Genomic DNA, 20,386 nt, shown 5'->3' with positions numbered 1-20,386 from the left:
AGCGCCGTGGTGTGGTGCCTCTTGAGCCAGTCTTACACGTGTGCGGCTAGCCGCCCGAAACGTCCAACTCTGCTGCCGCGATGTCGCGGCTCTGGTCCTCGTTCAATTGCCGGCTCAGGAGCCAATCCTTGGGCAATGCGGGCCTCTTGGGCGAACCGGCACGGCCGCGCGGGCCCTCGGAGTCAACTCCGGGGTACGGCAAATCCATGTCGAGCTCCGCCAGAAGTTCGCGCAGGACCTCAAGGGTGGGCACTTGGGCCAACTTGGCGCGCAGTTCCCCGCCCACCACGTACCCCTTGAAGTACCAGGCCATGTGCTTGCGGATTTCCCGCAGCGCCTTGTACTCGTCATTGCCAAACGTTTCCACCATGAGTTCGGCATGGCGGTAAACGCCTTCGGCGACTTCACGCAGTCCGGGGCGGTGACGCTGGTCGCTGCCTTCGAAGGCTGCCTGGAGGTCACCAAACAGCCATGGCCGGCCCTGGCAACCGCGGCCCACCACAACGCCGTCGATGCCGGTTTCCCGGACCATGCGCACAGCGTCCTCTGCGGACCAGATATCGCCGTTGCCCAGCACTGGAATGTCCGGAAGTGCCTCACGAAGACGGGCAATGGCGGACCAGTCTGCCTGGCCGGAGTAGAACTGGGCGGCCGTGCGGCCGTGAAGTGCGACGGCGGCCACTCCGGAATCGCGGGCAATCCGGCCCGCTTCGAGGTACGTCAGGTGGTCCTCGTCAATGCCCTTGCGCATCTTGATGGTCAGCGGAAGGCCGCCTTTGGAGGCTTCCTTCACCGCCGTCTGGACGATCGAGGTGAAGAGATCGATCTTCCAGGGCAGCGCGGAGCCGCCGCCTCGACGGGTGACCTTGGGTACCGGGCAGCCAAAATTCAGGTCGATGTGGTCTGCACGGTCCTCTTCGACGAGCATGCGCACAGCAGCGCCCACCGTCACGGGATCCACGCCGTAAAGCTGCACTGAACGGACCTTTTCGTCGTCATCGTGCGAGATGATGCGCAGCGATTCCGGCGTCCGCTCCACCAGCGCGCGCGAGGTCACCATCTCGGCCACGTACAGGCCGCCACCGTATTCACGGCAGAGCCTGCGGAAGGCGGAGTTGGTGATGCCGGCCATCGGCGCGAGGATCACCGGGGTGTCCACGGTGATTCCGCCGAGCTGCAATGGCGGGAGCTCAAGCTTTGGTGCAGGGGGCGTTGCTACAACAGTCACCCATCCATTGTTGCAAATCCGGGCAAATCGGCTAAAGAAGCCGCCCGTTGTCCTTCTTGCCCGCACCGTTGGGCCCGAAGAAAGCCACCAAGTCAAGCCGCACCGCGCCGCTTTCCCCGTGGGAGTGTCACCGATTGTCGATGACAAATGTCATCAGGGCTCAGACCGAACCGCGCCGCTCCGCTTCCCGCTTGGCCCGTCGGCTGCCAGGCCGTGCGGGCCTGCCGGCTTCGCCGCGGCGAGTGTCGTCGTCGTTCGCTTCATGACGCTCTGAGCCCACGACGGCGGCCGCCGCGGCGAGCGCGCCGGTGTCATCAATGTCCTCGGGACTCACGGGACGGGCGCCGGGCGCACCGGAGCGCTTAAGGCCGGTGGCCTTAACCACCAAGACCGCGATCAGCGTGGTAACCGGAATGGCAAGGACCAGCCCGATGGAGCCAACCAAGGTGCGGATGACTTCCTCGGAGAGTTCTGCGCTGGTCAAGGCTTCGGCCACGGGGCGGTCATACAGCATCACAATGATGAGGATCGGCAAAGCGGCGCCTGCGTAGGCGAAGGCGATGGTGTACACCGTGGAGGCGATGTGGTCCCGGCCGATGCGCATCGCGGAGGAGAACAACTTGCGCGCACTCGTTTCCGGGGCGAGTTCGTAGAGTTCCCACACGGCCGAGGACTGGGTGATGGTGACGTCGTTGAGCACGCCGAGTCCGGAGATGATGAGCCCGCACAGGATGATCCCGGAAATGGAGATCTTGTCCGACATGTTCACGAGTGTTGCGGCATCGTGGTTGCCCACGCCCGCCAGGTTCGCGGCGTCGGTTGCCCACGCCGCCAACAGGGCCGTGATACCCAACCCGAAGATGGTTCCCAGCAAGGCAGTGGACGTCCGTGCCGAGAACCCGTGGGCAAAGTACAGCACCCCGATCATGATCACGGTGGAACCCACCAGGGCCAGCATCAGGGGTGGCTTGCCCTCCACCAGTCCGGGCAGGATGAAGCTGACCAGCACGGCATACGCACCCACCAGGCCCAAAAGGGCCCGGAAGCCGCGCCAGCGCGCCACGGCGATCACCACCACGGCGTAGAGCACGGCCAAGAACGCGATGGGCATGCTGCGCACGAAGTCGACAAAAACGTACGACGGCGAGCCGTTGCCTGCCGAGGCACCCTGGACGCCGGAGAGGTTTAAGTAGCGGATGGAGTCGCCCACATCCACGCCATGGGACTTGGCAACATCGGGGTTGATGACCACCTTGACGGGGCTGCCACCCTTGTCCGGTTCAGTGAAGGCGAACGTGCACTCCGATCCTGCCGGGGCTTGCCCTGTGTCCGTTTGGCCCGTGTCCGTTTGGCCCGTTTGCGTGCAGCTTTCCTGGACGACGCTTTGGATCTTGCCGGTGTCGAAGGTGACCCCGGGGGCAGCCTCGTAGGGACTCGCGAACGAGATCCCTTCGCGGCTGCCTGAGGGCCACATGACCATCATGGCGACGATCGTCAGTACGGCCAGGGGCACCAGCACTGCAGCGAGAAGCCAGTTGGCCCGCTTCCGGGATGCAATGGCCTGTGGTGTTGGCTCGGAATGTTCGGTGGGACCGTGGGAGTGTCCGTGGCCCATCAGCTGGAAAACCTCATGGTTTCAACCCTACGCGGGCCAGCTGCAAACCTCCTGACTCAGGCGGGCTTGATGTTCTGGTTCACGTGGAAGAGATTTCCGGGATCATACTTGCTCTTGACTTCCACCAGGCGATCCCAGTTGGGACCGTAATTGTCCGAAACGCGGTTCTGATCTTCCGCGTCCATGAAATTGATGTAGCCACCGGGAGCCGAGTGCGGTGCCAGGGCTGCCGCATACGCGCGCGTCCATGCGATGTTTGCTTCGTTGTCGGCGGGTTCCACCCATTGTGTGGCGATCACCGGGGAGAACTTCATGTCCCGGTGTGAAAACGCTGTGTCACGGGTACCGACGCGGGAGACAGCTCCATCGATCGGGTATATATGCACAGCGGTGTTGACGGAAGTCACCGTCGCACCGTGCTCGGCATGCGCTTGGATGGCGCCATCGTTGAGTTCAGGCAGGAAATTGGCCTTCCAGTACCCCTGCATGCCTTTCTGGTTGAGTCCGTCGAAGGCAACGTTGAGCGCAGGGTACGGCATGGGCGCGATCATCGAACCGGCAACGGGCGCGACATCCAGGAACGGTTGCCACCGTGATTCGCCCTCGGCCAAGTCACCTGTCCACATTCCCACCACCACGCAAACCGGCTTACCGTGCCATTCTTCAGGCAGGAAGGGTACGGGCGGGCCCTGATGGAAGCCAAGGAAGGCCCCGAACTCCTCTGGCGCGGACGCGATGTAGTCGCGGTAGAACCTGGCGACCGTGTCTGTGTGTTCGGCGCTGTAAAGAATGATTCCGGCGTGAACCATATCCACAGGATGGAGTTTGAACTCAAACGAGGTCACCACGCCGAAGTTGCCTCCGCCGCCACGGAGCGCCCAGAAGAGGTCCTCGTTGGAGTCCTCGCTGGCTGTGAGGAACCGGCCATCGGCAGTCACGACGTCGGCTGAGACGAGGTTGTCGCAGGACAGGCCGTACTTGCGGGCAAGGTAGCCGATGCCGCCGCCCAAGGTCAGCCCGGCGACACCCGTTGACCCGACGATCCCTCCAGTGGTCGCCAATCCGAACGCGTGCGTGGCGTGGTTGAAATCAGCCCATGTGGTGCCACCCTCTGCCCGTGCTGTGCTGTTTTCCGGGTCCACCCGGACGCCGGTACGGTTGACGAAGTCCAACACCAGGGCGTCGTCCCACGTGCCGAAGCCAGGAGCACTGTGTCCCCCGCCGCGGATCGCCAGTGGCATGGCGTTCTCGCGTGCGAAGTTCACGCCCGCAATCACATCTGAAACCTGCGCCACGCGTACGATCCCCGCCGGCCGTTTATCCACCATGGCGTTGAAAACAGCGCGGGCTGAATCGTACTCGGGATCCTCCGGGGTTATGAGCTGTCCACGCAGCTGTTCCCTCAGCCCATCCAAGGCTATTGCGTTCATTTTGCTACCACCGATTCACCGTGAGACCGGAATGTTCCCCACGCCGTTCCCGCCAACTGCATCGGAGTGGGGGCTTACGACGCTATGCCTACTCCTGGCGAGGGGGCAGCGTCAAGGGGTCCGCGGCAACGATAGCCGGGCGGCGTTAAACGCAGGATCCCGCCCGCACCGTGGAAACGGTATCGGACGGGATCCCAGCGTTGTGCAGGAGTGCTCAGTCGCTGACGATCAGAGTGTCTTCACCGCGGACGTGGGCCTTGCCGGATTCCAGCAGCGGTTCCAAAACGCTGCGAAGCGCGGTCATGGATTCGTCCACTTCCAGCAGCACCGGGTGCTGGTACGCAATGAGAGCCAGCAGGTCACGAACCGCGGCCTGGGCGTCCCCGGCGGACAGTTGGGGGTCGTGTCCCAGGAAGACATCGGACGGTTCATCCGAGTTGCCTTGGGCGTAGCTGATGGCAAAGGCCTGCAGCCTGCCCTTCTTGCTGGCCGGCACGCCCGCACCGAAGGCACTTGCTTTCGGTGCGCGCAGGACGATCGCGCCGTGGGCGCCGGTGAGGTCGTGGAGGAACAGTCGTTGCACCGTGGCAACGCTGAGCTCTCCCGGGGTGTCCCAGTGGTGGACATCGGTGTAGTAGCGCCCCACGACGTCGCTCAACTCGACCGAACCAGTAGCCAGATCCTCCACGCGCTCAGACGCAGCTTCCTCAGAGCCGTCGCCGAACACGGGCAACTTCAGCGGCTCCGGATCAACCACAATCAACTGCGAGCGCTGGATGGGGCCAAGGCCGGCGGCTTCGGCGAACGCGGCACCCGGGGTGCCCGGCTCCACCTTGCTACGCAGCTTGGAAACGCCCGACGGCGAGTTCCCGGCCTCGCGGCGCAGCATGGTCAGCAGGGTGGCACCGATGCCGTTGCGGCGGTGGTCTTTGGACACCTCGATGTAGGCCCAGAGCCGTTCAGGGTGCAGGGAGGCCTCGTGGACCACACCTGCGGCAACCGGAATGCGAACGCCGTCCACGACGTCCTCGGCCACAATGCACCGACGCCATGGCTGGTTGCTGGAGGGTGCCAAGGCCGCACGGAACTGCTCCGCTGGAAGAGTTTCCGGGCCACCCCAGATCTCCAGGAGGGCGAGGTCGTCGCCCTCCTTCCATTCGCGGTATTCCAACGCCACCGCTAGGCGCCGATCAGGCGTGCTGCCAGGTATGCCTCAACCTTGTCCAGGGATACGCGTTCCTGGCTCATGGTGTCGCGCTCACGGATGGTCACGGCCTGGTCCTCGAGCGTATCGAAGTCCACGGTGATGCAGAACGGAGTACCGATCTCGTCCTGGCGACGGTAGCGGCGGCCGATGGCGCCGGCGTCGTCGAAGTCGATGTTCCAGTTCTTGCGCAGCTGGGTGCCCAGCGCCTTGGCCTTCGGGGACAGGTCCTCGTTGCGGCTCAGCGGCAGGACTGCAGCCTTGACCGGAGCCAGGCGCGGATCCAGTTTCAGGACCGTACGGACGTCGACGCCGCCCTTGGCGTTGGGTGCCTCGTCCTCGGTGTAGGCGTCGATCAGGAAAGCCATGAAGGAGCGGGTCAGACCGGCGGCAGGCTCGATCACGTACGGGGTGTAGCGCTCGTTGGTGGCCTGGTTGAAGTAGCTCAAGTCCGTGCCGGAAGCCTTGGCGTGTGTGGAGAGGTCGAAGTCGGTGCGGTTGGCGATGCCCTCGAGCTCGCCCCACTCCGAACCCTGGAAACCGAAGCGGTATTCGATGTCCGTGGTGCCCTTGGAGTAGTGGCTGAGCTTTTCCAGGGGGTGCTCGAAGAAGCGGAGGTTCTCTTCACGGATGCCCAGGCTGGTGTACCAGGACATGCGCTCCTTCATCCAGTACTGGTGCCATTCCTCATCTGTGCCGGGCTCGACGAAGAATTCCATTTCCATCTGCTCGAACTCGCGGGTGCGGAAGATGAAGTTGCCCGGCGTGATTTCGTTGCGGAAAGACTTACCGATCTGACCGATGCCGAACGGCGGCTTCTTCCGGGAAGTGGTGAGCACGTTGTTGAAGTTCACGAAGATGCCCTGGGCCGTTTCCGGGCGCAGGTAGTGCATGCCTTCCTCGCTGGCTACCGGGCCGAGGAAGGTCTTCAGGAGGCCGGAGAACTCCTGCGGCTCGGTCCATTCGCCACGGGTACCGCAGTTGGCACATGCGATGTCCTTGAGGCCGTTCTCTGCCGGACGGCCCTTCTTTTCCTCGTATTCTTCCTCGAGGTGGTCCGCGCGGTAGCGCTTGTGGCAGGAAAGGCACTCAACCAGCGGGTCGGAGAAGACCTCAACGTGGCCTGATGCTTCCCATACCTGGCGGGGAAGGATCACGGAAGAGTCCAGGCCAACCACGTCTTCGCGGCCGCGGACCATGCTCTGCCACCACTGGCGCTTGATGTTTTCCTTCAGTTCGGCACCGAGGGGGCCGTAGTCCCACGCAGAACGGGAGCCACCATAGATTTCACCGGCCTGGAAGACAAAGCCCCTCCGCTTGGAGAGGGAAATGACCTGGTCAAGGACGGATTTTGCTGCCATGGGTACTCCATTTGTTCTACAGGGCCGCTGGGTGCGGTCCGCGGTGGTTTGCCCCGGGTTCCGGGCTAAGGTGCCGGACCGGGGTGCTGGGGAAAGTGGTACTGGTAATAACTGTGCAGGAAGCTGCGTGTCCTAGCCTACCGGCCTTTGGCCGCGTGGCCCCGTGCGAGCGATCCTTTGGGCCACGGAAGTGTGGCTACGATGATCGCCGCGAGCGTCAGTACCGTACCCAGCACCGTGGGCAAGGCGACCACCGCACCTGGGCTGGGGATCACGACGTCGAGCACCAACGACCCCACCAACTGCCCGGCGATCATGCCCAATCCGGTGGTCAACACGCCGAGGCTGCGGACCAGCAACGCGGCCAATCCGATGAAGAGGCAACCCATGGGGCCGCCGAGGTAGTACCACCATTCGCCCGGGAGCGGGTTGCCCGGACCGGTTACTGCCAGCTTGATGAGCCAGACCATCCAGAGAATGGCGGAGCCGGCAATGAAGTTGACCAAGGTGGCCGCAACCGGCGTCCCGTAGTGCACGGTGGCGGTGCCGTTCATGGCTTGCTGGAAACTCATCAGGAAACCCGCTGCCAGCGGAAGCAACACCGGCAGGACCAGCGATGCCACGTCATTGCTGGCGCCGAAGCGTGGGGAAACCGCCCAGGCCACCGCCGCAACGGTGAGGATACTTCCCAGCACGCGGACTCCGGTGATGGATCGTTTGCCGCCCGGGCCAATGCCCATGCGGTCCACGAGCAATCCGCTGAGCGTTTGCCCGGTGACCACCGCCACAGTGAACAGCGCAACCCCCAGCAAGCCCACAGTGAATGTTTGCGCGATGACGAAGAGTGCACCGATGGCACCGGCCATGACATAGAAGCGGGGAAAGCTCCCCTTCCGCACGGCCGGGAGGATACGCGAAAGGCCGGCCCGGCCCTTGGGTGTCACAACCGAGATGGCGGCGATGAGCAGAAGTCCTGTGGTGAAGCTCACCACAGCGGCAGCCATGCCGTCGTCCAACGTGGCTCCCAGGGCTCCATTGATGCGTGCTTGGAGTGGGATGACCAGGCCTGTTGCTACTGCCAGGGGGAGGCCAACGGCGAGCGGAAGGGTGGAAAGACGGGAAGACTGCGGCACTGACACCACACTACGTCAGGCATCATTGCTGTATGAGCAACCCGGAAATCGAAGAGGTCCCCATCCGCGACGACATGATCCGCCTGGGTCAGCTGTTGAAGCTGGCCAACCTGGTGGAGGACGGCGTGGAGGCCACCGAGCTCATCAAGAATGGCTTGGTGAAGGTCAACGACGAGATCGACGAACGCCGCGGCCGCCAGCTGCACGCCGGCGATACCGTCACCGTCAACGGCCAGACCGTAAGGATTATCACCGCCTGAAGCAACGCGGGGTCACTTATGGCCCATCGTGAGGCCATTTATGGGCCGTAAGTGACCCCGCGTTGCGTTAAGACGCGAGGACCTTGTGGGTCAGGAACTCACCTACGTGGCCGATCTCCTGTTGGTTGATCCCGTGCCACATGCCTGTGTAAAGCACCTTGGTGAGGTCCACGTGGTTGCGCACCCAGCCCATGGTGAACTCGATCTTGTCCGGGGTAATGACGGGGTCCTGCTGGTCACGGCCCCAGAACATCGGCACCGAGCCGTCCAGTTCGGCGTCGCGGAATGCGGCGTCAGCACCGGCGTCGACCACAAAACCTGAAAGCCCGACGACGGCGGCGAAGTCCGCGGGACGGTAGCGGAGCATGGTGGTGGCCATGGCCATGCCCATGGAGAAGCCGAGCAGCGTGACTGAGGAGTGGTTGGCCTTGATGGTGTCCAGCCATTCGAGGGCGTACTCCGCGGCGACTTTGACGGCCTCAAGCGAGTAGTCGATGGACGCCGTCAGCGGGAACCAGGTGAATCCGGGCCCCATCGGCATCGGCGCGCGCAGGGATGCCACCACGAAGCCTTCCGGCAGCAGGCCGGCAAGGCTGAAGAGGTCGTCCTCGTTGGAGCCATAGCCATGGAGCAGGACCAACAGCGGCTTGCCGGTCCGATCAGCTTCGTCATGGGACCACAGGACAACGGGCGCGGGGAATGCAACGGCTTCAGTCATGGGTCTATTCTTGCAGTTACCGATGGGTAACAACCTACGGTGGCGTAGGTTTGCAGGGACGAGGCAGGATAAGAAGCGTGAGTGACATCAATTCATTGGTGAAGCCGGGCGACCCGGTTCAAACACACCCTTGGAGCCGTTACGTGGCACTGGGTGATTCGTTCACGGAAGGCATCGGCGACCCCGAGCCGTTGAACCCCGGCGGATACCGTGGCTGGGCTGACCGCGTAGCCGAGGAACTCAGCCGTGGACACCAGGACTTCGCCTACGCCAACCTGGCCATCCGCGGCCGGCTGTTGCAGCAGATCGTGGACCAGCAGGTTGGCCCGTGCCTTGAACTCCAGCCTGACCTCGTCTCAATCTCGGCAGGCGGCAACGACCTCATCCGGCCGGGCGCCGATCCCGACGTCCTGGCCGAAAAGCTCGACGTCGCCGTGCAGGAACTCAGTTCCGGGGGCGCGACTGTGGTCCTGTTCAACGGTCCCGACACGTCGTCGTCAGTCCTGAGCCGGATCCGCGGCAAGGTCGCCATCTACAACGAGAACCTCCGCACTGTCGCTGCACGCCATGATGCGGTGGTGGCAGACATGTGGTCCCTCAGGCAGCTTGCCGACCCGCAAATGTGGGACGAGGACCGCCTGCATTTCTCACCCCTGGGCCACCACACCGTGGCCACCATGGTGCTCGACGCCCTCAACGTCCAGCACACTCTGGAACCGCTCATGCCCAAACCGCTTCCGCCACGCACCTGGCGCGAAGCCCGCTCCTCCGATCTGGTCTGGGCGCGCGAGTACTTTGTGCCCTGGGTCATCAGGCGGCTGCGTCACCGCTCGTCCGGCGACGGCATCACGCCCAAACGTCCGACGCCGGGACCAGTCTTTGGTCCGGCCGGCACCATGCTGCCGCGCGGCTAAAGGTGGATCAGCTGCTGCCAAGCGACGTTGTCCGCGTCAGGCTGCGCCGCCAACAATTGCGCCCGCCCCATGCGGACAGCCCCGATACCGTGCTCCGCAACCTCTTGGCCGTCCAATCGCAGGAGTTCCCCTACGCTCGGTGGACCCTTGCCCAACGAACGGGCGGAAGCACTGCGGCTGACGTGGAGCAAGCCGTAGCCGACGGCACCATCCTGCGGACGCACATCCTCCGCCCTACCTGGCATTTCGTTCATCGGGACGACTTGGGCTGGTTGATGTCCCTGTCCGCGGACAGGCTCCACCAAGGCAACAAAGGCATGTACCGGCAGACCGGGGTGGACGAGGCTGCTGCCGCCCGGAGCGGGCAGGTTCTTGCCGAAGCCGTGGCCGGCGGCGCCCACAAGACCCGGGAAGAGTTGGCGGAAATACTGGGAAAGGCCGGCTTTCCGAGCAAGGGACTTGGCTTCATCTACCACCTGATGCACGCGGAAATCAGCAGGATCCTGGCCAGTGGCACCCCCGTCCGCTCTGCCGGTGGTGCCCTCAAACAGACCTATGCACTCTTCGAGGAACGGGTTCCCGGAGGCACGCCTGGCGACAGGGAACACTGCTTGGCCCAGCTGGTGTTGCGGTACTTCAGCAGCAGGGGCCCCGCCACAGTGAAAGACTGCGCCGCATGGTCCGGCCTGACCATGAAGGACATCCGGCTGGGGATCGAGGTGGCACAGGACATCTCCCCCGGAACGCTCGCCAGCGTGTCCGCCGACGGCCTGGACTTCCATCTGGCAGCTGAAGAACTGGACAGTCCCGGATCCGACGACACCGAAACCGACCCTCGCGTGGACCTCATCCAGTGCTACGACGAGTACGTCATGGGCTATTCGCAGTCCCGGCACTACCTGGGCGGTTCGGCTCCGATACTCCCCACAGATAACAGCCCCATGCACGTGGTGTTGCTGGACGGGAAGTTGGCCGGTTGGTGGCGGCACGGATTCGTCGGCAGTAAGTGCGAACTGGATGTGAGGCTGGACCGGCCAGCCACTCCCCCGGTTCAACGGGCCCTCGAGACCGAAGTTGAGCGCTACGGCACGTTCCTGGGCATGGAAACACAGCTGGTCTAAGCCGGGACGGCCCCTGCGGCCATGGGCTCCGGGGTCGCCTACCGGGCTAAGCTGGGAGAAGACCTAGGAGGCCTGCATGAACAATCTGATCTTCTGGATCATCGTCTGCTCGTGGCTGATTCCCTTGGGGATCCGCATGTACAACAAATCCCGGGCGCGCCGGCTCCAAGACCGCAATTTCCCCGGCGCCGGCTACCCGCCGCAGAACCTCCCCGGTCCGGGCTACCCTCCCCAGAACTACGCGGCCCGGAATTACCCTGCCCAGAACTACCCGGCGTATCCGGGCGAGCCCACCGTGGTCCGCCCCGCAGACGCGGCACCGCCGGCGGGTCCGCCGTCGACCGTTGCTCCGTCAAACACCTCGAGTTTGGAGCCGCAGGGCTACCGGGCGCGGCGGCTGGCCGAGCTGGACGCAAAGTTCAGCAACGGCGAGATCGCCATGGAGGACTATATGAAGCAGCGCGCCGACATCATGAACGGCTGATCGTTCAGGCGAAGAACGCCTCGCGGAGCTGCACGGAAAGCTGGCCGATTTCGGTCAGGAATCCGTCGTGTCCGATCGGGGCCTCGATGACGTGGACCGGCACATTTCCGGGGAGGGCGGCTGCAAGCTCCTGCGATTGTGCCGGGAAATAGAGCCGGTCCGAGTCCACGGCTGCGACGAAGAACTCGGCACTGGCACGGGCCAGGGCCTCAGTGAGGTTGCCGCGGCCCCGGGTCACGTCGTGGCTCATCAGGGCTTCAGTGATGGCGATGTAGCTGTTGGCATCGAACCGGCGGACCAGCTTGGTACCTTGGTGGTCGAGGTAGCTTTCCACCTGGTAGCGGCCACGCTCCCCCAGCACTGCGGCCGCCAGCGGCGTCTCCTGGTGCTGGGCTTCGCGGCCAAAGCGGAAGTCCAGCTCCAGGGCAGAGCGGTAGGTGATGTGGGCAATCCGGCGGGCGAGGGCGAGCCCGGCCTCAGGCGCACTGCCGCCGTAGTAGTCGCCGTCGTTGAAGTTCGGGTCCTGGCGGATGGCGAGCGTCTGGGACTGGGCGAAGGCGATCTGCTCAGCGGTGCTGTACGCACCAACCGAGATCACTGCACAGCGCTTGACACGCTCGGGGTAGGTGACCGCCCACTCGAGCGCCCGGGCACCTCCCATGGAGCCGCCCAGTACGGCGTGCCATGCTTCGATGCCCAGTTGGTCGGCCAGCCTTGCCTCGGCCCGGGTGCTGTCGCGGAGCGTGATCAACGGGAAACGCGAGCCCCATGGACGGCCGTCGGGTGCCGTCGAGGACGGACCTGTGCTCCCGTAACATCCGCCTACGATGTTGATGGAGATCACGAAGAACCTGTTGGTATCGATGGTGGCGCCCGGCCCTACGAGCTGCTCCCACCACCCCTCCTCGTCTGTCGCGCCGCGCGCCACGTGGGTGCTGCCGGTCAACGCGTGCTGAACCAGAACCGCGTTGGAGGCGTCAGCGTTCAGCCGGCCCCAGGTTTCGTAGGCCAGGACCACGTCCGGAAGGAAACCACCGGCCTCAAGCTCCAGCGACCCTACGCCGGCGTACTTGACCGTTCCGTCTTCTTCTCCTGATTTGGGGAGGGCTGTAGCAGTAATAGTCATTCCTTTGACACCTAACTTCGCGCTTGCCCGCCGCCTTGTATGCGGAAGGCCAGGTCCTCACCCGGGGCACCCCACCGCGGAAGGAGGGTTGCCGGCCAGCAAGCCGGGGCTGTCGCTGGCACTCATGACCTAATACGTAGAGTCTAGGAAAAACACCGCTGCATTGGCGAAGAATGTGACAACAGTGTGACGGTTTTGGGCTGATTCATTCACGAAAGCGCACGCCGGAGCCGCGTCCGGCGAATTATCATCGACGCGGACGCGGCTCCAGATGTGGATTTATGCGCCCTTGGCAGCCGTGAACCCGGCCTCCAAATCCGCCAGGATGTCATCCACGTGCTCGATGCCCACAGACAAACGGACCAGGCCGGGGTTGACGCCGGCGGCCACCTGCTGGGCCACCGTCAGCTGGCTGTGCGTGGTGGACGCGGGGTGGATCACCAGCGAGCGAACGTCACCGATGTTGGCCACATGCGAGTGGAGCTCAAGGCCGTCGACAAAGCGCTTGCCGGCTTCGAGGCCGCCCTTCAGCGTGAACGCCACGACCGCACCCGTTCCACGGGGACCGTACTTCCGGCCCCGGTCGAACCACGGACTGGATGGCAAACCCGCATAGGCAACCGATTCGACGTCGTCGTGGGCTTCAAGCCATTCCGCCACCTTGGTGGCGTTCGAAACATGGCGCTCGACGCGCAGGCTCAGCGTTTCCAGGCCCTGCGAGATGAGGAAGGCGTTGAACGGGGACACTGCCGAGCCGAGGTCCCGGAGAAGCTGAACCCGTGCTTTGAGGATGTAGGAGAGGTTTGCCCCCAACGCCCCGTCCTTGCCCAAGTCCCGGGCGTAGACCAGGCCGTTGTAGCTGGGGTCCGGCGTGTTGAAGCCCGGATAGCGCTCGGGGTCCTTGCCGAAGTCGAAGTTGCCGGAATCCACAATCACCCCGGCAATCGCGGCGCCGTGACCGCCTAGGTACTTGGTTGCCGAGTGGACCACGATGTCCGCACCCCATTCGATGGGACGGATCAGGTACGGGGTGGACAAGGTGTTGTCCACCACCAAGGGCACGCCCGCTTGGTGGGCAGTGGCGGCCACGCCTTCGATGTCCAGCACGTCCTGGCGCGGGTTGGAGACAACCTCGGCGAAGAAGAGCTTGGTGTTCGGCTGCACGGCATCCCGCCAGTGGTCCAGGTTGTCCGGATCCTCCACGAACGTGACCGAGATGCCGAACTTCTTCAGCGTGTGCGCCAGCAGGTTGTAGGTGCCACCGTACAGGCTCGGGCTGGCAACGACGTGGTCTCCAGCCTCGGCGATGTTGAGGATGGCGAACGTCTCGGCGGCCTGTCCGGAGCTCAGCAGGAGCGCTGCCAAGCCACCTTCCAGGCTGGCGATGCGCTGCTCCACGGCGTCCTGCGTGGGGTTGCCGATACGCGTGTAGATGGGGGCGAGCTCTGCCAGGGCAAAGCGGTTGGCTGCACTCTCAGCACTGGGGAACACGAACGAGGTGGTCTGGTAAATGGGAAGCGACCGCGCTCCCGTTGCAGCATCAGGCTCCTGGCCTGCGTGGATCTGTCGTGTTTCAAAGGACCATCCCTGAGACATAGCTTTCTCCTCTTCGTAGCGCATGACGTATCCAGGAACTGGCGATCGGCCTGGGTTGGAGTCAGTCTAGGAAGCTATTCAGGGCAAGCCCAGCTTTGTGACGAAGGCAGTATTTTTCAGACTTTGGGCGTCCCGGCATGACGCCTGCAGGTCGTTCCACATAACATCCCATGTTGGTTAGGCTTGACTTAGCTGAGACCCCGATCACAAAGTGCCAAGATGAAGCCATGCGCATGGATCACGTCTCTTACGCTTGTGAACGAGATGGCCTTCTGGCCACTACCGAACGAATTTCAGCGGCCCTGGGAGTGGATGCAGTCCGGGGCGGAGTGCACCCGCGCTTCGGCACCCGGAACATGATTATTCCCCTCGCTGATAACAAATACCTGGAAGTCGTGGAGGTCCTGGACCACCCTGCTTCCGACAAAGCACCTTTTGGTCAGGCAGTGCGGGCCCGCTCGGCTGCCGGCGGAGGTTGGATGGGCTGGTGCGTCGCCGTTGACGACCTGGCTCCCTTCGAAGAACGGCTTGGCCGTGCCGCAGTTCCGGGCAACCGGAAGTTCCCGGACGGCCGGGAACTGGTGTGGCAGCAGATAGGCATCCTCGGATTGATCGCGGATCCGCAGGTGCCATACCTGCTCAAGTGGGAGGGTGACCCCTCACTCCACCCGTCCAAGGTTTATGAGAGTGACGTCAAGATGTCCAGCCTCACCATTGCGGGCTCGGCGGAACGCGTTACCGAATGGCTGGGCGAACCGGTGGAGAAGCCGCTGGAAGACGTTGCCGTTCAGTGGATGGCTCCGCACGGGACACCAGGCATCATGTCCGTCACGTTCGAAACCGCTTCCGGAGCCGTCACCATCTGACGATTCCATCGTTCCGGGCTGGTCCCGGCCCCGGTCAGCCATGTCCGGGCAAATCTTCGGCCGCCATCAGCGGGTGCCAATGACGTCACCCACCGATGGCGGCCGAATCTCTTTTAACAGCAGCTGTTTCCTGGGCGGCTAGCCGAGGCCCACCGCTTTGCCGAACAGGCTGAATCCCACGAACGCCACGATGTCCAACAGTGCGTGGGCGATCACCAACGGCATAACCCTCTTGGTCTTGGTATAGATCCAGGCAAACACGAGGCCCATGACGAAGTTTCCGAAGAACGGCCCGAATCCCTGATACAGGTGATAGCTGCCACGCAGGACGGCGCTGACCACGATTGCCACCGGCGTGCTCCAGCCGAACTTCCCAAAGCGGTCCATCAGGTAGCCCACCACAATGACTTCTTCGACGATTGCGTGGCGCATGGCCGAGAGAATCAGCACGGGCACCGTCCACCAATAGGCGTCCAGGCCGCTGGGCACTATGGCAGTGGTGATCCCCAACGCCCGCCCCACACCGTACAGCCCCAGGGACGGGATCCCGATCGCTGCGGCCAGTCCCAAGCCTTGGAGCACGTCCTTGCCGGGTCGGGCAAGATTGAATCCCAGCCGCGCAAAGGCCGAGCCTCCCCTGCCAACTGCCGAGCCGTCCACTTCGCGGTTCGCCGAGGAATGCACGGACAGGAAATAGAACACCAGGACCACCGGAACCAGCGCGAACAGGATGTCCAGGAGTTGGTAGGTGAGGTCGAAGTACTCGCGGGTGCTTTGGGACCGGTTGAGCGTGGATGTGGCCTCAGACAACGGAGCCCGCGTCATCTTGTCCAAGAGCTGCACCACGGAATAGACGGCCGATTGGCCGAGTGACAGGCCCAGCACAATGAGCACTTCGGCGCGCAGCCGACGGCGGGAGGCAAGAAGCATGTACCTATCTTGCCCGGTGTTGCTGCCTGTTTGCCCGGAACCTGCCTTCTTGCTCCGGCCCCAGCCTCCGGGACCCTATGCTTGGTGGGATGAGCGCCCCAGGGAGAATCTTCATGATCCGGCACGGCCAGTCAGCCGCCAATGCCGACACCTCGATCTACAACCGCGTGCCCGATTACCGCATCCCCCTGACGGCTCAGGGTGTGGAGCAGGCAAAGGTTGCCGGTGAGGACCTTCGGCGGAAGCTCGACGGCGAGCAGGTGTGCGTTTACGTCTCGCCGTACCTGCGGGCGTACCAGACCCTTGAAGCGCTGAACCTCGGCCCGCTGATCGAGCGCGTGATCGAAGAACCGCGACTCCGGGAGCAGGACTGGGCCAACTTCCAGATCGCCGGTGAAATTGAGGACCAGAAAGAGCTCCGGAACCTCTATGGCCACTTCTTCTACCGGTTCCGCGAGGGCGAATCGGGCTCGGATGTGTACGACCGCGTTTCGTCGTTCATGGAGACGCTGTACCGGCATTGGCAGAAGCCCACGTATGCGCCGAACACGCTGCTGGTCACCCACGGCCTGACGATGCGTTTGTTCTGCATGCGGTGGTTCCACTGGACGGTGGAGTACTTTGAATCGCTCAACAACCCGGACAACGCCGAGTTGCGGACATTGTTAAGGACCGACGACGGCCAGTACAGTTTGGATGCGCCGTTCAGCCAATGGGTGCCCCGGAGCGTTGACGACTCGGTGCTCCACGCCCCCAGAATGCAGTTCTAGCCCCGGACTTAGTTCCCCCGCGCGACGATGACTTCGGTGCCCTTGGCCTCGAAGGCCGCCTTGTCCTCGGCGCTGATGCCGGAGTCAGTGATGAGGTGCCGGAAGTCGTAGCCTGCCATCGCGGCGAAGGAGCGGCGCCCCACCTTGGAGGAGTCAGCCACAACGTAGGATTCCGTGGCACGGCGGGCCATGACCGTGTTGACCATGGCTTCGCCTTCATCGGTGATGGTGGGGCCGAGGTCCGGGTCAACTCCGTTGACGCCGATGAACGCAATGTCCAGGGCTACCTTCTGCATGATGACGTCCGTGTACGGTCCAACGAGCTCGTAGGAGCGCGGATTCAGGATGCCCCCAGTCACCATGATCTTGATGTTGGGGCGGACCGCCAGCTGCGAGGCGATGTTGATGGCGTTGGTGACCACCGTCAGAGTGGGGCGGTTGGACGGCGCATTGAGGTCTTCCCGCGTGGACAACAACTGAGCCAGTGCGGTGTTGGTGGTTCCGCCGCTGAGGCCGATCACGGCCCCTGGCCGGATCAGGGCCGAGGCGGCCTGGGCAATGTCCTGTTTCGCCGCAGCGTGGTCATCACGGTTGTATCGTCCAGGCAGGTCGTAGGCCACCGACCCGGTAGTGGCTCCACCACGGGTACGGCTCAGCAGCCGCTGCTTCGCAAGGCTGTCGAGATCACGGCGCGCCGTGGCCGGAGACACATTAAGCCGCGTCACGATGTCCTCGACTTCCACGTGGCCGGATTCGGCCAGGAGGTCAAGGATGGCGGTCAGCCGATCGGTGCGGGTCATGACTAGCCTTTCGCGGAGTCTTGCTATTTCGCTTTCGCGAACAGCGTCAGCAATCGTGCGGATTCCAGCACCAGGGCGTCCCGGCCGGCCTGGATGTACTTCCGGGAATCCACCACTGCAGGGTTGGCATCGAGGTACTCACGGACGGCGCGGGTAAAGAACCCGTTCAAATGTGTGGATACGTTGATCTTAGTCATACCGGCGCCGATAGCGGCTACGAGCATCTCGTCTGTGACGCCGGAGGAGCCGTGCAGGACCAGCGGTTTTCCGACCGCGCCTTTCAGTCTGGAGATCAAATGCAGGTCCAGCGACGCACTCCTTTCCGTCATGGCGTGGGATGAGCCCACTGCCACGGCGAGCGCATCCACCCCTGTTGCCTCGACGAAAGCCAATGCTTCCGCCGGGTCGGTCCGAACACCGGGAGCGTGCGCCCCATCCTTGCCGCCCACTTTTCCGAGTTCGGCTTCAACGTATACTCCGCGATCATGGGCGTAGCGGGCGACGCGCTGGGTCACTTCGACGTTCCATTCATACGGCAAGTGCGCGCCGTCGTACATCACGGACCCGAATCCCAGGTCCACGGCGGCAAGCGCGAGGTCTTCCGATTCCGCATGGTCCAGGTGGAGGGCCACCGGCACTGCGGCATCGCGGGCAATCGCCAGGGCTGCCGCCGCGATGGGCTCCAGTCCTCCGTGGTACTTGGCGCAATTCTCGGAAATCTGGAGGATCAGGGGAACGCCGGCCGCCTCAGCTCCAGCCACCAGTCCTTCAGCCGTTTCCACGTGGATGATGTTGAATGCGCCTTGGCCGGTGCCGCCGGCCGCGGCCCTGTCCATCAATTCCCGAGTGTTGACCAGGGTCACCGGGTCTCCTTCCATGTGACGATCAGTTGTTGTTCGAGGTCCCGGTACTGCGGAGAGATCTCTCCGGCTGCGGGCATGAGCACGGCCGCTGCGGACCAAGCGGTGGCTCGGCGGAGAATCTCACGGGGCTCGGTGATGCCTTCGGCGAGGGCGACGGCGGCAGCCGCCACACCGGCGTCGCCCGCCCCAGTGGGGTTGCCGCTCAGCGGCTCGGGAAGGCGGGCACTCCAGTAGCCACCCGGGGCTGCATGGTCGAAGGCGAGCATGCCGTCCGCGCCGGCGCTAACGAGCACCGTCCTGGCGCCCATCGCAATCAGTGACAGCGCGGCGTCCTCCAGGCTGTCTTCGCCCGTAGCTTCCGCGAGCTCGTGGTGGTTGGGTTTGAGGACATCGGCACCGGCTTGCGCGGCGGCGATGATGCCCGGGCCAGAGGTATCGATGATCGCCGGGATCCCGGCGTTGTGGGCAAGACGCACCAGAGACGGGTAGAAATCGCTCGGCGCATTGGGCGGCAGGCTGCCGGAGCCCACCAACACCGCGGCCGGGGCTTCGCCGTCGCCACCCCGGACAGCATCGACGACGGCGGCGGTCAGCGAGCGCCAATCGTCTGCCAGGAGCGCCTGGCCTTCCTCATTGAAGATTGAGGTTTCGCCGGCGACGGTATCGACCAGCGCGATGCTGCGGCGCGTCTCGGCGGCCACCGCCACGAGGGTGTGGGGCACACCGCTGGTCCAGAGTTCTGCGGCCAGGGTCTGTCCGGCAGCTCCGCCGGTAGGAGCTATCGCCAGGACCGGGTAGCCAACCTGGTGGGCAACGCGGGCCACGTTCAACCCTTTGCCGCCAGCACGGCTGATGGGTGTGGGGACCCTGTGGCTGGCGCCCTCGGTGATCCCGTGCACCGTGTAGGTCATGTCGATGGCCGGGTTGGGAGTAACCGTCACGATCCGGTTCATCGTGCGCCTCCACGGGAACCCGCTGTGGCTGTGTTCAGAGGTTTGGGCTGTGCGGAGTTGGGCTGTGCCGGGGTGGGCTGTGCCGGGCTAAGGAGCCGCCGCGCGTTCAGCGCTGCCCCCAGCAGGCCCGCATCCTGGCCGAGCTGCGCCTGCATGATGAGCGGACGGCGCTGGAAGTCCAGAATCCCGTTCACCCGGGCACGCAGTGGCTCCAGCAGGTCGTCGCCGGCTTCAGCGAGTCCGCCCCCAATGACCACAGCCTCGGTACCAATGATGTTCACGCACTGGCAGATAGTGAACGCCAGTGCGTCCACGGCGTCAGCCCAGATGCGCGCTGCGAGCTCATCACCGGAGGTGGCGCGCGCCAGTACGTCCCGGGCGCCATCGACGGCGGTTCCGGACTTCGCGCTGTACCGCTTGGCAATGGCCCCTGCAGAACCCACTGCTTCGAGGATGGTGGCTCCGTTGCTGCCTTGACCGGCGTCGGGATCCGGTACCAGTGCATGGCCCAGTTCACCTGCGAAACCTCCCGCGGTCACGGCCTCGCCGCCGGAGAAAACCGCAGCGGCGATGCCCGTGCCAACCACCATGACCACCACGTCGTCGAAGTCCTTGGAGCCGCCGAATTGGTGCTCCACAGCAGCGGCGGAACGGACATCATGGTTGAAGGCGACAGGGACGCCGAACCGTTTTTCGGCTTCGGCGGTGAAGGGGAAGTTGCGCCACCCAAGATTCGCCGAGTAGATGCCTATGCCAGCGATTGAGTCCACGATTCCGGGAACAATCACGCCCGCTGCCCTTGCCGGGATGTCCGGGAATTCGGCGGCCAGCTCTCCGGCCAACTCGGCGAGCCTGTCGAGGATGGCCTCGGCCGGGCGAGCGGCGTCGAGCGGAGTTGGGACGCGTCGCATCCCCAGAACCTGGCCGGCGGCGTCCACCAGGCCGGCTTTGATGTCCGTACCGCCGACATCAAAGGCCAGCACTGCTGCTTCAGCGGCTCCGAGAACCATGACA

At 64.0% G+C, this 20,386-nt stretch carries 20 protein-coding genes and 1 riboswitch; of the genes, 6 read left to right on the top strand and 14 right to left on the bottom strand.

Annotation, left to right across the window (positions count from 1 at the left end; genetic code table 11):
* Positions 1–46 precede the first annotated feature (46 nt).
* From dusB to ACIQC5_RS06920, 6 genes are all read right to left on the bottom strand, one after another.
* Positions 47–1,228, bottom strand: a complete 1,182-nt coding sequence (dusB, locus tag ACIQC5_RS06945; protein WP_400279836.1) for a tRNA dihydrouridine synthase DusB — start codon at positions 1,226–1,228, stop codon at positions 47–49.
* Between the two features lie 160 nt (positions 1,229–1,388).
* The gene (locus tag ACIQC5_RS06940; protein ID WP_400279834.1) at positions 1,389–2,843 is read right to left on the bottom strand and encodes a YibE/F family protein; all 1,455 of its coding nucleotides are present in this window, start codon (positions 2,841–2,843) and stop codon (positions 1,389–1,391) included.
* Between the two features lie 56 nt (positions 2,844–2,899).
* Positions 2,900–4,273 (bottom strand): FAD-binding oxidoreductase, encoded by a 1,374-nt coding sequence (locus tag ACIQC5_RS06935; protein WP_400279832.1) that lies wholly within the window; start codon positions 4,271–4,273, stop codon positions 2,900–2,902.
* Between the two features lie 214 nt (positions 4,274–4,487).
* Positions 4,488–5,450 (bottom strand): GNAT family N-acetyltransferase, encoded by a 963-nt coding sequence (locus ACIQC5_RS06930; RefSeq protein WP_400279830.1) that lies wholly within the window; start codon positions 5,448–5,450, stop codon positions 4,488–4,490.
* A 2-nt stretch (positions 5,451–5,452) separates the two neighbouring features.
* Positions 5,453–6,838 (bottom strand): glycine--tRNA ligase, encoded by a 1,386-nt coding sequence (locus tag ACIQC5_RS06925; RefSeq protein ID WP_400279828.1) that lies wholly within the window; start codon positions 6,836–6,838, stop codon positions 5,453–5,455.
* A gap of 137 nt (positions 6,839–6,975) precedes the next feature.
* Positions 6,976–7,980 carry a DMT family transporter gene (locus tag ACIQC5_RS06920; RefSeq protein ID WP_400279826.1) on the bottom strand — a complete coding sequence of 335 codons (1,005 nt, stop codon included), beginning with the start codon at positions 7,978–7,980 and terminating at the stop codon, positions 6,976–6,978.
* Between the two features lie 23 nt (positions 7,981–8,003).
* On the opposite strand from ACIQC5_RS06920, the gene ACIQC5_RS06915 reads away from it, so the two are divergent.
* On the top strand, positions 8,004–8,231 hold the full coding sequence (locus ACIQC5_RS06915; protein ID WP_400279824.1) for an RNA-binding S4 domain-containing protein: 228 nt from the start codon (positions 8,004–8,006) through the stop codon (positions 8,229–8,231).
* A gap of 67 nt (positions 8,232–8,298) precedes the next feature.
* On the opposite strand, the gene ACIQC5_RS06910 is transcribed toward ACIQC5_RS06915, so the two are convergent.
* A complete protein-coding gene (locus ACIQC5_RS06910) occupies positions 8,299–8,949 on the bottom strand; it encodes an alpha/beta hydrolase (RefSeq protein ID WP_400279822.1) in 651 nt (216 codons plus the stop codon).
* A gap of 77 nt (positions 8,950–9,026) precedes the next feature.
* Between ACIQC5_RS06910 and ACIQC5_RS06905 the strand changes: the two genes are divergently transcribed.
* The 3 genes from ACIQC5_RS06905 (at position 9,027) to ACIQC5_RS06895 (ending at position 11,468) form a co-directional block, all read left to right on the top strand.
* Positions 9,027–9,863 (top strand): SGNH/GDSL hydrolase family protein, encoded by an 837-nt coding sequence (locus ACIQC5_RS06905; RefSeq protein WP_400279820.1) that lies wholly within the window; start codon positions 9,027–9,029, stop codon positions 9,861–9,863.
* 11 nt (positions 9,864–9,874) lie between these two features.
* A complete protein-coding gene (locus ACIQC5_RS06900; RefSeq protein WP_400280162.1) occupies positions 9,875–10,984 on the top strand; it encodes a winged helix DNA-binding domain-containing protein in 1,110 nt (369 codons plus the stop codon).
* Between the two features lie 76 nt (positions 10,985–11,060).
* Positions 11,061–11,468, top strand: coding sequence for a hypothetical protein (locus ACIQC5_RS06895; RefSeq protein WP_400279818.1), 408 nt, complete (start codon positions 11,061–11,063; stop codon positions 11,466–11,468).
* A 4-nt stretch (positions 11,469–11,472) separates the two neighbouring features.
* Here the strand turns inward: ACIQC5_RS06895 and ACIQC5_RS06890 are convergent, their stop codons facing one another.
* Positions 11,473–12,594 (bottom strand): homoserine O-acetyltransferase, encoded by a 1,122-nt coding sequence (locus ACIQC5_RS06890; protein ID WP_400279816.1) that lies wholly within the window; start codon positions 12,592–12,594, stop codon positions 11,473–11,475.
* Positions 12,595–12,608: 14 nt separating this feature from the next.
* Positions 12,609–12,724, bottom strand: a riboswitch (SAM riboswitch).
* Between the two features lie 149 nt (positions 12,725–12,873).
* A complete protein-coding gene (locus ACIQC5_RS06885) occupies positions 12,874–14,214 on the bottom strand; it encodes a bifunctional o-acetylhomoserine/o-acetylserine sulfhydrylase (RefSeq protein WP_400279814.1) in 1,341 nt (446 codons plus the stop codon).
* Between the two features lie 203 nt (positions 14,215–14,417).
* Between ACIQC5_RS06885 and ACIQC5_RS06880 the strand changes: the two genes are divergently transcribed.
* Positions 14,418–15,056 (top strand): VOC family protein, encoded by a 639-nt coding sequence (locus ACIQC5_RS06880; RefSeq protein ID WP_400279812.1) that lies wholly within the window; start codon positions 14,418–14,420, stop codon positions 15,054–15,056.
* Between the two features lie 138 nt (positions 15,057–15,194).
* Here ACIQC5_RS06880 and ACIQC5_RS06875 read toward each other — a convergent pair whose 3' ends face one another.
* Entirely contained in the window at positions 15,195–15,986 is a 792-nt protein-coding gene (locus ACIQC5_RS06875) for a CPBP family intramembrane glutamic endopeptidase (RefSeq protein ID WP_400279810.1), read from the bottom strand.
* An 89-nt stretch (positions 15,987–16,075) separates the two neighbouring features.
* On the opposite strand from ACIQC5_RS06875, the gene ACIQC5_RS06870 reads away from it, so the two are divergent.
* A complete protein-coding gene (locus ACIQC5_RS06870) occupies positions 16,076–16,756 on the top strand; it encodes a histidine phosphatase family protein (RefSeq protein WP_400279808.1) in 681 nt (226 codons plus the stop codon).
* 8 nt (positions 16,757–16,764) lie between these two features.
* Here ACIQC5_RS06870 and ACIQC5_RS06865 read toward each other — a convergent pair whose 3' ends face one another.
* Genes ACIQC5_RS06865 through ACIQC5_RS06850 form a run of 4 tightly spaced genes read right to left on the bottom strand, consistent with a single transcriptional unit; the run spans position 16,765 to position 20,382 of the window.
* The gene (locus tag ACIQC5_RS06865; protein WP_400279806.1) at positions 16,765–17,556 is read right to left on the bottom strand and encodes a DeoR/GlpR family DNA-binding transcription regulator; all 792 of its coding nucleotides are present in this window, start codon (positions 17,554–17,556) and stop codon (positions 16,765–16,767) included.
* A 23-nt stretch (positions 17,557–17,579) separates the two neighbouring features.
* Entirely contained in the window at positions 17,580–18,434 is an 855-nt protein-coding gene (locus tag ACIQC5_RS06860; protein ID WP_400279804.1) for a class II fructose-bisphosphate aldolase, read from the bottom strand.
* Positions 18,416–19,372 (bottom strand): 1-phosphofructokinase family hexose kinase, encoded by a 957-nt coding sequence (locus ACIQC5_RS06855; RefSeq protein WP_400279802.1) that lies wholly within the window; start codon positions 19,370–19,372, stop codon positions 18,416–18,418. Before ACIQC5_RS06855 ends, ACIQC5_RS06860 begins: the two co-directional genes overlap by 19 nt.
* Positions 19,369–20,382, bottom strand: coding sequence for an ROK family protein (locus ACIQC5_RS06850; protein ID WP_400279800.1), 1,014 nt, complete (start codon positions 20,380–20,382; stop codon positions 19,369–19,371). The genes ACIQC5_RS06855 and ACIQC5_RS06850 overlap by 4 nt, the downstream gene beginning before the upstream one ends.
* Between the last annotated feature and the right edge of the window lie 4 nt (positions 20,383–20,386).

This window comes from Paenarthrobacter sp. NPDC092416 (genome assembly GCF_044755025.1).
Taxonomy (GTDB): domain Bacteria; phylum Actinomycetota; class Actinomycetes; order Actinomycetales; family Micrococcaceae; genus Arthrobacter.
This window is presented reverse-complemented; position numbering and strand designations above follow the sequence as displayed.